At 58.6% G+C, this 12,436-nt stretch carries 16 protein-coding genes; 4 read left to right on the top strand and 12 right to left on the bottom strand.

Features of this window, described 5'->3' with window-relative positions; all coding sequences use genetic code 11:
* Window positions 1-143: 143 nt before the first annotated feature.
* From AWB65_RS11600 to AWB65_RS11585, 4 genes are all read right to left on the bottom strand, one after another.
* Entirely contained in the window at window positions 144-842 is a 699-nt protein-coding gene (locus tag AWB65_RS11600) for an H-NS family nucleoid-associated regulatory protein (protein ID WP_087667307.1), read from the bottom strand.
* A 219-nt stretch (window positions 843-1,061) separates the two neighbouring features.
* Window positions 1,062-1,385: a DUF4148 domain-containing protein gene (locus AWB65_RS11595; protein ID WP_087667306.1), complete on the bottom strand. Its 324-nt coding sequence runs from the start codon at window positions 1,383-1,385 to the stop codon at window positions 1,062-1,064.
* Between the two features lie 122 nt (window positions 1,386-1,507).
* On the bottom strand, window positions 1,508-1,948 hold the full coding sequence (locus tag AWB65_RS11590) for an SRPBCC family protein (RefSeq protein WP_087667305.1): 441 nt from the start codon (window positions 1,946-1,948) through the stop codon (window positions 1,508-1,510).
* A 1-nt stretch (window position 1,949) separates the two neighbouring features.
* Entirely contained in the window at window positions 1,950-2,972 is a 1,023-nt protein-coding gene (locus tag AWB65_RS11585; RefSeq protein WP_087667304.1) for an aldo/keto reductase, read from the bottom strand.
* A 98-nt stretch (window positions 2,973-3,070) separates the two neighbouring features.
* Here AWB65_RS11585 and AWB65_RS11580 point away from each other — a divergent pair, with 98 nt between their 5' ends.
* Window positions 3,071-3,973 carry a LysR substrate-binding domain-containing protein gene (locus AWB65_RS11580; RefSeq protein WP_087667303.1) on the top strand — a complete coding sequence of 301 codons (903 nt, stop codon included), beginning with the start codon at window positions 3,071-3,073 and terminating at the stop codon, window positions 3,971-3,973.
* Here the strand turns inward: AWB65_RS11580 and AWB65_RS11575 are convergent.
* The 3 genes from AWB65_RS11575 to AWB65_RS11565 all read right to left on the bottom strand — a co-directional run bounded on the left by AWB65_RS11575 (window position 3,970) and on the right by AWB65_RS11565 (window position 5,424).
* Window positions 3,970-4,548 carry a hypothetical protein gene (locus tag AWB65_RS11575; RefSeq protein WP_087667302.1) on the bottom strand — a complete coding sequence of 193 codons (579 nt, stop codon included), beginning with the start codon at window positions 4,546-4,548 and terminating at the stop codon, window positions 3,970-3,972. The genes AWB65_RS11580 and AWB65_RS11575 overlap by 4 nt on opposite strands.
* 160 nt (window positions 4,549-4,708) lie before the next feature.
* A complete protein-coding gene (locus AWB65_RS11570; RefSeq protein WP_125474117.1) occupies window positions 4,709-4,924 on the bottom strand; it encodes a hypothetical protein in 216 nt (71 codons plus the stop codon).
* 125 nt (window positions 4,925-5,049) lie between these two features.
* On the bottom strand, window positions 5,050-5,424 hold the full coding sequence (locus AWB65_RS11565; RefSeq protein ID WP_087667300.1) for a response regulator: 375 nt from the start codon (window positions 5,422-5,424) through the stop codon (window positions 5,050-5,052).
* Window positions 5,425-5,580: 156 nt separating this feature from the next.
* Between AWB65_RS11565 and AWB65_RS11560 the strand changes: the two genes are divergently transcribed.
* Complete coding sequence (locus AWB65_RS11560; protein ID WP_087667299.1) at window positions 5,581-5,856, top strand: hypothetical protein; 276 nt, start codon at window positions 5,581-5,583, stop codon at window positions 5,854-5,856.
* 16 nt (window positions 5,857-5,872) lie between these two features.
* Here AWB65_RS11560 and AWB65_RS11555 read toward each other — a convergent pair whose 3' ends face one another.
* From AWB65_RS11555 to AWB65_RS11545, 3 genes are all read right to left on the bottom strand, one after another.
* Window positions 5,873-7,198 (bottom strand): epoxide hydrolase family protein, encoded by a 1,326-nt coding sequence (locus AWB65_RS11555; RefSeq protein ID WP_087667298.1) that lies wholly within the window; start codon window positions 7,196-7,198, stop codon window positions 5,873-5,875.
* Between the two features lie 235 nt (window positions 7,199-7,433).
* Entirely contained in the window at window positions 7,434-8,363 is a 930-nt protein-coding gene (locus AWB65_RS11550) for an alpha/beta fold hydrolase (protein ID WP_087667297.1), read from the bottom strand.
* A gap of 155 nt (window positions 8,364-8,518) precedes the next feature.
* Window positions 8,519-8,758 (bottom strand): hypothetical protein, encoded by a 240-nt coding sequence (locus AWB65_RS11545; protein ID WP_087667296.1) that lies wholly within the window; start codon window positions 8,756-8,758, stop codon window positions 8,519-8,521.
* Window positions 8,759-9,699: 941 nt separating this feature from the next.
* On the opposite strand from AWB65_RS11545, the gene AWB65_RS11540 reads away from it, so the two are divergent.
* Window positions 9,700-10,434, top strand: coding sequence for a Crp/Fnr family transcriptional regulator (locus AWB65_RS11540; RefSeq protein WP_087659346.1), 735 nt, complete (start codon window positions 9,700-9,702; stop codon window positions 10,432-10,434).
* A 153-nt stretch (window positions 10,435-10,587) separates the two neighbouring features.
* Window positions 10,588-11,055 (top strand): YybH family protein, encoded by a 468-nt coding sequence (locus AWB65_RS11535; RefSeq protein WP_235007597.1) that lies wholly within the window; start codon window positions 10,588-10,590, stop codon window positions 11,053-11,055.
* Between the two features lie 55 nt (window positions 11,056-11,110).
* Here AWB65_RS11535 and AWB65_RS11530 read toward each other — a convergent pair whose 3' ends face one another.
* Both AWB65_RS11530 and AWB65_RS11525 read right to left on the bottom strand, forming a co-directional pair.
* The gene (locus AWB65_RS11530) at window positions 11,111-12,166 is read right to left on the bottom strand and encodes an NAD(P)-dependent alcohol dehydrogenase (RefSeq protein WP_087667295.1); all 1,056 of its coding nucleotides are present in this window, start codon (window positions 12,164-12,166) and stop codon (window positions 11,111-11,113) included.
* 87 nt (window positions 12,167-12,253) lie between these two features.
* A partial coding sequence (locus AWB65_RS11525; protein WP_125474116.1) for a DUF779 domain-containing protein occupies window positions 12,254-12,436 on the bottom strand: 183 nt, incomplete at its 5' end.

Raw genomic sequence — 12,436 nt, 5'->3', positions numbered from 1 at the left:
GGCGATTGATGACGTGCGGGCATAGCGGACCTCGAAACGCGCAATCTGATAATTCACATTAACTTTACTCCGTAAGCTGTGATTTTTCAATGAGTTACGCAATCGAATGGTCGGATTAATCGCTGCGACATTTTACAGATACCTTACGTCGCTGCGGCGGCGTTCGATGCCTTTTTCGGCGCGGACACTCGGCGAGTAGACGTCTTCTTCGCGGCGGCCTTTGTCTTCGCCGGTGCCGCCGTCGACTTGCGACTGGCGGATGCCTTCTTGGCAGCCGTCGTCGCGGATGTCTTTGCACGCGTCTTTTTAGCCGCGGCGCTTCCGTTCAAGACTGCTTTCGACCTGGTGGCTTTAAGTGAAACGGTCGCGCCTGAGTCGATTAAAAACTTGTTTCGATCCTTCGCTGAAGCGAGCCATGCGGGCGCCGGACCGCGACCGCTCCATGTGGCTCCGGACTTAGGATCGCGATACTTTGCCGGCAGCGGCGTGCGCTTCGCATTTCCCTTGGTCGCGACTCGCTTGAGTTTCACTGACGGAATACCGATCCCGTCGATAAGAAACTTCGTTCGATCTTTCACGTCCCTGATCCATGCCGGTGGACGCGCATGACCGCTCCATGTCTCGCCGGTTTTGGCATTCCTGTACTTGGGCGGCAGCTTTCCTTTTGCCGCGGCTTCGCGCCTGGCTTTTGCCTTTGCTTCGATGTCGGCGGTCGTAAGACCATGCTTGAGCATCAACTCTCGAATCTGATCGACTGCTACTTGTGCCTTCTTTGCGATCAGTGCATCGGCCTCTTGCTGCAATTGCTTCAACTTGGCTTGGATTCGTTCTAATGTCGTCATTTCGACCTCCAATGTGGTTGACGGTCGAACTATGACACAGAGTCTTCGAAAGAGTGCTTAAATCAAGCACTTGCCTTGCTCGTGGAGAAAGCGCTTGCTAGGTACTAAAAAAAAAAGGCGCCACGCAGAGGAGTCGCATGGCGCCTTAACGCTCTCGCGGTAACAACCGCTTGGAGAACTTTAAGTCGATTGAGCTACAGGTGAAGCTGACTTATTTTTTTATTGGCCGCCGGAATAGAGTTTGTTCAAATCGGCGGGCGAAGCAGGCCTGATTGCCGCTCCGCCTCCGGATGCCGACGAACCGCTAAGCGCTCCACCGTATCCGGTGGCATCACCGGAAGCGGCTACACGCGCTTCTGCCGCCTGAATATTCGCAGGATAACTCGGCTCGTCTCCGCTAGCCGGTGAATATCCCGCCATCTCGAGTTGCTTGAGTTCCGTGCGCACTTGCGCTCTGGTCACCGACGAATCCGATTGCGCAAACGACACAAGCGGCGCCGCCAAAACCGATGCGGCCACGACAGCATAGATCAGCGATTTCATGACGGCCTACCTCCAGGCTTGTTTCATTAGCTGGTTACAAACTTTATGTTCCTGTACCAATGATTAAGCATAGGCGACCATCACACGAAATGATCTCGCATGTCGCTATAGACCGTGGACGGTCAGTTTCCGGCCATATTTCTCGCATGCGCTTGTAACCCTTCTGCAAGCGTTAGCAGTCCCTCCTCATAGATGCCGTGAAAAAGCCGGACGATCTCATCTTCACTGACGCCGACCGGCGAGAAACTGCCGGACCATGTCACGAGCGATCTGTCCGTATCCGCGACTCCCTGCACACTGATGGTGGCCAGATAGTCGCGTGCTGGAAACGGTGCTTCGACGATCGAATAGCTGTATGAACGCCCCTTCTCATCGAACGCTTCGAGCCGTTCGACGATGGTATGTCCGTCAGCGGTCTTCAGATGCCGCATGCGACCGCCTTCGCTCAACTCACTGTGAGGAATGAATGGCAGCCAGTCAGGCAGCGAATTGAAACCGCCAATCAATTGCCAGACCCGGTCGGCGCTTGCGGGCATTTCGAGCGATGCCGTAGTGTGTGCCATTTCAAACTCCTTCCTTCGTGGACGGCAACGGAGCGTCGTCGGCGACGAGTCTCTGTTCGCGCATCTCATGCCAGAACGCAGCGGGAATCGTCTCCGACAAAGCGGCGACGTCCTCAGCGATACGTTCGGGCTTGCTGGCGCCTGGAATCACGGCGGCCACAGCGGGGTTCGCGAGCGAAAACTGCAACGCTGCGGCCTTCACGCTCACTCGATGGCGTTGCGCGAGGACTTTGATGCGCTCCACCCTGGCGAGGATTTCAGGCGAAGCCTTCTGGTATTCGAAGTGCGTGCCGCCAGCAAGCACACCGGAGCTGTAAGGGCCGCCAACAACAATATCCACCTTCTTCTGAATGGCCGCCGGCATCAGGCGCTGAAGCGCGCGCTCGTGGTCGAGCAGCGTGTAGCGGCCCGCAAGCAGAAAGCCGTCGGGCTGCGCTTCGGAGAGATCCAGCGTCAGTTCACAAGGCTCCACGCGGTTCACGCCAAGACCCCAAGCCTTGATGACGCCTTCATCGCGCAGGCGGCTGAGCACGCGAAACGCGCCCTTGCGCGCGGTTTCGAATTGCGCGAGCCATTCGTCGCCGTAAAAGTCCTGCGCGATATCGTGCACCCAGACGATGTCGAGCCGATCCGTGTTCAGACGCTTGAGACTGTCTTCGATCGAGCGCAATGTTGCGTCCGCGCTGTAGTCGTTGACGAGCTTGTTGGGTCGGCCAAATTCGAACAGGCCCCCTTTCTCGCCGAGGTCGCGCGCGGTGGTTTCTTCGACTTCGTCGAGCACGAGCCGGCCCACCTTCGTGCTTAGCACGTAGTCGTCGCGCTTGTGCTTCTGCAGCGCTGCGCCCAAGCGGATTTCAGCGAGGCCCGCGCCATAGAACGGCGCCGTGTCGAAGTAACGTACGCCCTGCTCCCATGCGGCATCGACGGTCGCACGCGCTTCCGCCTCAGGGATGTTTCGATACATGTTGCCCAACGGCGCGGTTCCGAAGCCCAGCACGCCTTGCAGCTTGTCCTTGATGCCCATCTCGAACTCCTTGTTGATCACCGTGCACGCAGTCTAGATTGCCAAGGCAAGTCCGTCCAAGACATAATTGGCCAATATTGTGTCCCGAGAGGTCTCAAGTGCTGGATATCCGCCAACTCCAATATTTCGTCGCGGTCGCCGAGGAGGAACACGTCGGACGGGCTGCGGAGCGGCTGCACATCTCGCAGTCGCCGCTGAGCCGGCAAATCGCGCAACTCGAAGAACGCCTCGGCCTGACGCTATTCGAGCGCAGTCAGCAGCGGATTCGCCTGACTTCGGACGGTCGAACGTTTCTTCAGGAAACACGCGCGCTATTGACGCATGCGAACCGGCTCGAGTCGCTCGCGCGCCGGCTGGGTCGTGGTGATGAAGGGGGACTATGTATCGGCTATCTGGAAAACGCGATGCATTCGGGCATGCTGTCCGACGCGCTTCGCACGTTGCGAAAGGATCGGCCTGCCGTGCATGTCGCGCTCTATAACCTGCCGTCGGCCGAGCAACTGGAAGGGCTGCGTCAACGGAGTCTCGATGTGGCGCTCGTCTGCGAGCCGCCGCTCGAGGACGACCCCGACCTCGACCGCGCGCAACTTCTGAACGATCCGATGCTGCTAGCGTTACCCGATTCGCATCGGCTGGCGGGAACATCGAAGCTCACGCCTGCTGCGCTCGGCAAACTCGACTGGATCGCCGTGCAGCACAAGGAGAGCATGCTCAAGCACGACAACTTCGTCGCGGCTTGTGCGCGCGCCGGCTTTACGCCAAGCATTTCGATGCAAGCGCCGGAGCCTTTGACAGCGCTAGGGCTGGTGGCGGCAGGTCTTGGTGTTGCGATGATTCAGAGCAGCCTTCGCCATCAGGCGCCTGCGGGCGTCGTGTTACGAGAGGTGCCGTGGTTCACTTACCGCACGCCGTTGTGGGCGGCATGGCACAGGATAAACTTGCGGCCGCTCGTCGAGATTTTCAGACTCACGCTCGTCGGCAACGTGAAAACAAAACGCTAAGGCGATGTCTTGCTGAAGTAGGCGATGTCCACAGGGTCCAGTGCGTAACCTTTGGCGATCACTTGCTCACTGACTCGGCGATGTGCCTCGAGATCGCGCTCATGCGCAGCGACGATTTTCATTCTTGCCACAGCGTCATCGCCTGCCCGTTGCAGCGCCGTCGCATACTCGTGCTCCGTATGCCAGTGAGACTGTGCAAAGCTCATCTTGAGCCACTCGGTCGTCGTGAGTCCTCGCTGCCACAGCAGTGCGAGGAATTGCGTCATGTCTTCCGACGACAGCGAATAACCCTTGCGATTCGACGAAGGGTCTTCATTCAACACGGTGAAATTGAGCACGGCGACAACCGTATTCACTCTATCGAGCACGGCGACGCTATCGCCCGTTGTACGGCCGGTATCATTGAACGAATCGCATTCGAACGTGCGTCCATAATGACGCCGCGTGTAGTCGGTCAACTCCGCGCATGCGCGGATTGCGCTATCACCCGAGGTGTAAAACGGCTCTTCCGCATGACTCGATGACGCGATCAGCATCGACGTGATCAAGATGGCGTTTGCCAGAATTCTAAGCATGATTGGTCTCCAGCCTCTAGCGGCGAGTCTGGGGCTAACGACCATTCTATTCCGTGCGGCAGATAACTAATTCACTACCGCTCTTCGTTGCGCATAGCGAGACGCTTCGACGTATGCTTGGGGTCATAGCAGCGTGTGCGCAAGACCACACAACAGACACTCAGGCATTCTGCCGGTCACAAAAAAGGGGAACGGCCATGTTTTCATCGACGACCAACTTGAAGCTGATATCGATCTGCACTAGCTGTCTCTTTTCGGCATGTAGCGTCACGCCAGCCTCTGCGCCCGCAAAGAAGCCTGCCGAAGGCGTTGCAAAGGTTCGTGCGGCAACCGAGGCCGCGGTGGCCTCGTCGGACCTGGAGATCGCGAAGGACACTCCGGCCACACGTCATCAATCAACGGTTCAATGCGACACCGTGGGCAACATGTACGTATGCACGGATGGTCAGGCGATTTGCTGGTGGAGTCGCCGTACGGGATACGGCTGCAACTGACGGAAGATTATGGAGCGCTTTGCTCCGCGAGCTTCTTGCCCGAGAGCAGAGACTCGAACAACTCGAGCGACAGCGGCTTCGAAAGCTGGCCATCGAAGCAGGACATATCGAAGCGCTCATGGACGTCGTCGTGCGCCGTGAGAGAAAAGATGCGCCGCGAAGCGTACTTCTCCGACGCACGCAGTCGCATGCATAACTCGTGGCCGTTCATGTCGGGCAAACCAATATCCAGAAGAATCAGCTCGAACGCGCCTTCGCCATTGGCCGCGACCAATGCCTCCTTGCCGGTGTAGGCTCGCGTGACAGCATGACCCATGGAGCATGCGACGTCGGCGAGCAAGTCGGTGGTAGTGCGGTAATCGTCGACCACGAGGACTTTCATCAGAAGGTCTCCCAATGCTCAAGGCTGGAGTTTTGCTGCGGGGATTTGCAGTGTAATGCACGATGAGCGTGACGATGCGCGAACGCGACGAATTTCTCGCGTGTCCGCCGACCTGGCCCTAAACTCACGAAGTTCGTCTAACTTTCGACCAATCAAATGCAACGCGCTGAATTCCTCGCAGCAATACGGCAGTTGGCTGCAGCCGCCGAAATACTGGCGAAGGCGGGTCCTTCCGATGGGCGGCTGGATGCGTTCCAGTTGCTCGCATTCTTTCGCCGTTACGACAATCCAGCGCTTGATTCGGCAACGACAACGACATCCGACGACCGGCTGTTCGCACTCACCGCGCAAGCCGCGCTTGATCTGGCAGGACGCAACGCTTTTGAGGCGTCACATGCGTTGCTTGAACAAGCGCGGTCACTGTTGTCATAGATGGCCTAACTCGCCGTCACCGCAACGATCGAAAGCTCACGCGCACCTCTTCAGTGAAAGCGCGCGGCTGTTCCCACGCCGCGAAGTGCCCGCCTTTGGGCAGACGGTTGTAATGAATCAGTTGAGGATACGCCTTCTCGGTCCAGCTACGCGGCGCCGCGTAGATCTCGTCAGGAAAGACGCTGACGGCGACGGGAATCGTGACATGCTTCGGCGCAAAGAAGTTGAGCTTGTTTTCCCAATACAAACGAGCCGAAGAGACCGCCGTGTTCGTCAGCCAATAGAGCGTGATGTTGTCGAGGATGTCATCGCGCGAGAGGCCCTCGGACTGACCATCGAACACGCGTGCGATGAGCGCCTGACTGCTCGCATCGTGATCGAGTATCCATGCGGCGAGACCGACGGGTGAATCTTCGAGCGCGTAAAGCGTTTGCGGGCGGCCCGCCATCTCCTGCGCGTATCCAAGCCCGTGCTTGTAGAAGAAATCGAGTTGATCGTACGCGTGCTTCTCGTCATCCGAGAGGCCGGCCGGTGCCGGGGCGCCCGACTTGAGTGCGTTTGCGATGTCGTCGGGGACCGTGGCTGGCATGTTGGTGTGAATGGCCAGCAATTCCGGCGGCGCCAGCAACGCCATCTGTTCGGTGACAGCGTTCCCCCAATCGCCGCCTTGCGCGACATAGCGCGTGTATCCGAGGCGCTTCATCAACGCGACCCACGCGCGTGCGATGCGAGCGGGATCCCAGCCGGTCGCCGTCGGCTTGCCTGAAAACCCATAGCCCGGCAGCGACGGAATCACGATATCGAACGCGTCCGAAGCGTTGCCGCCATGCGCGGTCGGATTGGTCAACGGATCGATGATCTTGAGTTGCTCGATGATCGAACCGGGCCAGCCGTGTGTGACGATAAGCGGTAACGCATTCGCCTGTTTCGAACGAACGTGGATGAAGTGAATATCGAGTCCATCGATCTCGGTCACGAATTGCGGCAGCGCATTCAGCTTCGCTTCGACCTTGCGCCAGTCATAGCTCGATTCCCAATAACGCGCGAGTCTTTGCATCGTCGCGAGCTGCACGCCTTGCGATGCATCCGTTACCGTTTCGCGCTCGGGCCACCGCGTCGCCTTGATGCGGCGTCGCAAGTCGGCGAGTTGCGATTCCGGTACGTGCACGCGAAGCGGACGAAGCGCCGTCTTGTCGTTGGCCGCAGGCGGTGCGAGTTGAGCGATTGATTGGTCGGTGTCTGCAAAAGCGAGCCGGCTCAATGAGCCCGCGACTACGGCCGCCGCAGCCACACCGATGAATCGGCGGCGCGACGAAATTTGTGGAAGAGGATCGTTTGACATACAAGCTCCTGTTTGCAAAGTCCCTGGATGGAAGGAGCGATGCAAATCCCGAGCAAATGCTTTCTTAATTGCCCATCATCACTGCCTTCGTCGGCCGCTAACTCTGGTTCGCGGTAGTTGCAGGCATTATCTGCAGGGAAGCAGTGAGCGTAAACGCCCGCGGGAGTACAACACTTGTGCTGATCCGGAACAAGAGCAACGTCCCGCGGCGATGCTCGATGCCATAGATGCCTCGTCAGTCGATGAACTTCACGAGCTCAGCGATAGTCTGCGCCGGCGCCTCTTCAAGCAGCCAATGCCCGCTGCCCTTGACGATGACGCCGCGCACGTCAGGCGCCACCAGCCGCGCCTGATCGATCAAAAAAGTGCCCGAGGCCTTTTCGCCTGCGAGGACGAGCATGGGCATCGGCAGGGGCGTCTTCGCAAAGCCCGCGAAGTCCTGCGCATCCTGGCTGAACGTGTGGAAGTATTCGAAGCCCGCACGCATCCGGCCGGGCTGCGCGTAAGCGGCAGCATAGAGACGGCGGTCCGCCTCGGGCATCGCATGCGAAGGATCGGCCGCGAAGTCGTTCCAGAAGTGCTCGAAGTAGATGCGCTCGCGTCCCTGCACCAGCTTCTCCGGTGTGTCTCCGTAAAAGTTGAAGTGCCACTTGTCGCGCAACAGCCAGACCTTCTGCCAGTCGCCAACGCCCGGCAAGAACGCATCCATCAGCACAATGCTATCCACTTCGTCCGGATACTGCGCGGCGTATGCGTAGGCCACCATCAGGCCGATGTCGTGACCGACGAGCTTCACCTTGCGATAGCCGAGCGCGTGAACCATTGCGTGGATGTCCTGCGCCATCGTTTTCTTGTCGTAGCCGCTTGCAGGCATCGACGAGTTGCCCGCGCCCGGCAAATCGGGCGCGATCACGACGTGTCTTCCGTCGAGCTGCTTCATCAGCGGCAGCCACATGTGGCTCGTTTCCGTGTAGCCGTGCAGGAGCACGACGGGCGTACCGTCCGTGCCCGCTCCCGCTTCGAGATAGTTCAGCTCGACGCCGTTCGCCTTGATCGAATGAGCTTGTATCGACGGGGCCGGCGCAGCGTGCGCGGGTGTATGAAGTGTTGCCGCGAAGAGAAGCGCGGCGCCGACATGCCGCGCGATGCGAGTGATGATGTTCATTGCCTTCTCCGTTGAGATCGTTGTGGTGATGAAGGCCATGATGAAGTCGCGCGAAACATTTGCCGTACGAGTTTTCCGGTGAAGTCGTGCGACGCGGTCGAACGTGTTGCCACATAAGCGGCAGCCTCGGCCACCGAGGCTGCTCGGAGGCTTCTCTATTGCAATCGTGGATCGAGCGCCGGATGCGCGGGCGATTGAGGCCAGCCCGGCAAATGCAGATCCTTGAAAACCGAACCGAAGGGATACGGCAGCGAGTCGAGCGGAGGAAGCCCGCCCGGGCCGACAGGCGAAGTGCCGGGCTTCGTTATATACGCGATGCCGCCGCGTACGGCGGACATTGCCTTGTGGTCCATTGTTTCGGCAGCGGGCAAATCGGTGATTCTGAGGGTGTTCATACTGGTCTCCACGGAGTGAATGGGAAAAGGAGCGACGGTAAGACGCTCGGTTTAACGTTTGCACGCCCCATGCCAATGCCGCAAAACACGAAAAACGTCGAATAACTGACGTAGCGTGTTCGCTTCCGTGATTTCTCCAACGCACTCCAACGCCTGGAGGCGCTGACTACTAGGGCCAAAAACAACAGCGCACCGCGCAATGTCGGCTGGGAACAGACACTCATGCCTTGGATGTGGTGAGCATTAATTTCGCTAACGGCCGCGCATCCGAGCGCGCGATGCTGGTCCGTACGGCGCGCCACCCGCCGTTTAGAACGGCAAAGTCCGCTAGTTGCCAAGAATGCAACGTTTTTCGATTTACGCCCACGCGGTAAATCGGTCGGCGCCGCGCCAATCGAATGAATGACCAATAGCCGTCTATCCGCGCCCCGCTTGCGTCGAGTTCATCCAAAGCGCGAAGTCCTCGTGAGACGCATCGAATCGTTGACCAAATTTGTATCGTTTTTCAAACACCGTACAAATGCCTTCGCCATCGCGCGTTTTGACCCGGCATTCAGCGGACATTTACATGCTGGCCGGGCTTCCAGCCGGGCATTAGGCCGATCAAAGCGTGTGACCGCCTGCTCATACAGATTGCCCCTTAACGCGGCTTGACGGTTCACGAATGCAACAAAACCCGGTCAGCCCGCTGTGTGCGGTGCGGCATATTTCAGCCCGTTCCTTGCTGGCATTGGGATTGACGCCCCCTGGCACAGTCTTCGCTAAGTATGTGGTGCAGCACTCGTTGCGGTCGAAACCCATATCAAGCCAACGACCGTGACGGAGCTGCTTACGGGGCTGGTCAGCAACGCGATCTCGATGGATGCCGTCAGAGCATCGCAAGGCGCGGAGTTGACCGGAATAAAAAGTACGGCGCACAGCGCAAAAAAGAGAAGAAAAAAATGTTGACCCTTAAATCGGACCTGCACGGCAATCATCTGTTGGGCGCGCTTCCGGCGCACGAATGGCAAGCGCTGACGCCTCACCTGGAACTCGTTCAGCTTCGTACCGGCCAGTTGCTGTGCGATTCGGGACAACGCATTCATCACGTGTATTTTCCGACGACAGCCGTCGTCTCGCTTCTGCATACGATGGAAGACGGCGGCTCGGTCGAAATCGCGGCGGTCGGCCGTGAAGGGATGACGGGCGTTCCGATCCTGACTGGCGGCGATACGATGCCGACCCGCGTACAGGTTCAATGCCCCGGTTTCGCTTATCGCATGAGCGCAAGCGCGCTGCGTGACCAGTTCGAACGCTCGGACTTCCTGCGCCGCCTGATGCTGCTTTATATGCAAGCCCTGCTGACGCAGGTTGCGCAAACCGCCGCGTGCAATCGTCACCATTCGCTGAGCAAGCAGTTGTGCCGCTGGCTTTTGATCGAGATCGACCGTACGCCGTCGGACTCGCTGCAAGTGACGCAACAGATGATCGCCGACATGCTGGGCGTGCGTCGCGAAGGCGTGACGGAAGCGGCGGGCAAGCTGCATGACGACGGTTTGATTCATCACAGCCGCGGCTGCATCAAAGTGCTCGACCGTGCAGGACTCGAAGCACGTGCATGCGAATGCTATGGCATCGTCAAGCGGGAATTCGACCGGATGCTGCCGCGCGTGGCGCAGACCGAGGAAGTGGCGTGATTCGATTGAGGATGATCGCCGGGGAGTGAATCCCGTCCCTCCCCGGTTGCAAACGATTTGCGGTCCACCGCACATACATGCAGCATAAAGTTTTGGTGTCGCGAAACGCTTACGTTAACCTTCCAGATGATGTAGTCGACCGGAGGGGGACGTATGCATCGCACATTGAAAGCAGCATTCGCTTCAGTCGCAATCTTTGTTGCGCTTTGCAGTGTCGAAGCTGCCGCGCTTGCGCAAGGCAACGTGCGAACGTCGGTCGAAGCAAGCAACAAGGTTTTTGAAAAGGCTGTGAGCCGTGGCGATGCGGCCGGCATTGCTTCCACGTATTCTGATAACGCGAAACTTCTTCCGGCCAACGGTCAGGTAGTGAGCGGACACAAAGCGATCACTGCGTATTGGCAGGAAGCAATCAACTCGGGATTCAAGGCAATAAAACTCAGCACAGTCGAACTGGAAGCGCGCGGCGACACGGCGTATGAAGTCGGCAAATGGATGGTCCCCGGCGAAGCAGGCAAGGTGTACGACGCGGGCGACTACATCGTGATCTGGAAGCGCGTGAACGGGCACTGGAAAATGTATCGCGATACGTGGACGACGAACACGCCTGCGCCTCGGCAATAGCGGCCTTACGAAAAAGATCGCGCTCGTGGCGCGACCCTTTGCGTTCTGCGTTACGTTAATTGAGAGAAGCCATGTCGATGACGAAGCGATACTTCACATCGCTCTTGAGCATTCGTTCATAGGCCTCGTTGATCTGGTCGATCCTGATCATCTCGATGTCGGACGTTATGCCGTGCTTGCCGCAGAAATCGAGCATCTCCTGCGTCTCAGCAACGCCACCAATCAGCGATCCCGCCAGCGAGCGCCGCTTGAAGATCATGTTCATGACCGACGGAGACGGGTGCGGATGCTCGGGCGCGCCGACGAGCGTCATCGTCCCGTCACGCTTGAGCAGCGCAACGAACTGATCGAGGTCATGCGACGCCGCTACGGTGTTCAGAATGAAGTCGAAGCTGTTCGCGTGCGCGGACATTTGATCCGGGTCCTTCGAGACCACGACTTCATGCGCTCCGAGTCGCTTGCCATCTTCGATCTTGCCCGGCGATGTCGTGAACAGCACGACATGCGCGCCCAAGGCCGCCGCGATTTTCACGCCCATGTGCCCGAGCCCGCCGAGCCCCACGATGCCCACCTTGTGGCCCTTCTGCACATTCCAGTGACGCAACGGCGAGTACGTCGTGATGCCCGCGCACAAGAGCGGCGCGACGCCCGCGAGTTCGAGGTTTTCCGGTATCCGCAGCGTGAAGGCTTCGTCGGCCACGATCGACGATGAATAACCGCCGAACGTCAAGCCGCCTGTATGCTTGTCGGGCGAGTTGTAGGTTTGCGTGAAGCTCTCGGGGCCTTCGCAGTATTGCTCGAGTCCTTCCTTGCACGCCGCGCAGGTGCGGCACGAATCGACCATGCAGCCGACGCCCGCTAGTTGACCCACCTTGAACTTCGTCACTTGCGAACCGACCTCGGACACACGTCCAACGATCTCGTGCCCCGGCACCACCGGATATACCGCGTTGCCCCATTCGTTGCGCACCGTGTGCAAGTCTGAATGGCAAACGCCGCAATACAGGATGTCGATGCGTACGTCATGTTCCTTGACGTCGCGTCGCTGGATTTCGAACGGCCCGAGCGGCGACTCGGCTGATTGCGCGGCGTATGAAGATGCTTTCACCATGATGTGGGAATCCTCGAAGAAATCACTTAAGTTGTGCACACACCGTCGACGATGCGCCTCGAAACAACCCGGCGATCATACAGGCGATCAGTTTTGTACGTGCTCGACGGGATGCTGTTCGAGCCACGCCCATTCGGTGTCGTCATAAAGACGCGAGCGTGTCAGAAAACGCAGACCCGTGGGCCGCTCAAGCGAGAACATGCCGCCGTTGCCCTTCACGCAATCGATGATCAACTGTGTGTGCTCCCAGTATGCGAACTGCGATTCGCT

The sequence above is a fragment of the Caballeronia humi genome (genome assembly GCF_001544475.1).
GTDB lineage: Bacteria > Pseudomonadota > Gammaproteobacteria > Burkholderiales > Burkholderiaceae > Caballeronia > Caballeronia humi.
The sequence above is the reverse complement of the archived record's forward strand: the minus strand, read 5'-3'. Positions and strand labels throughout refer to the sequence as shown.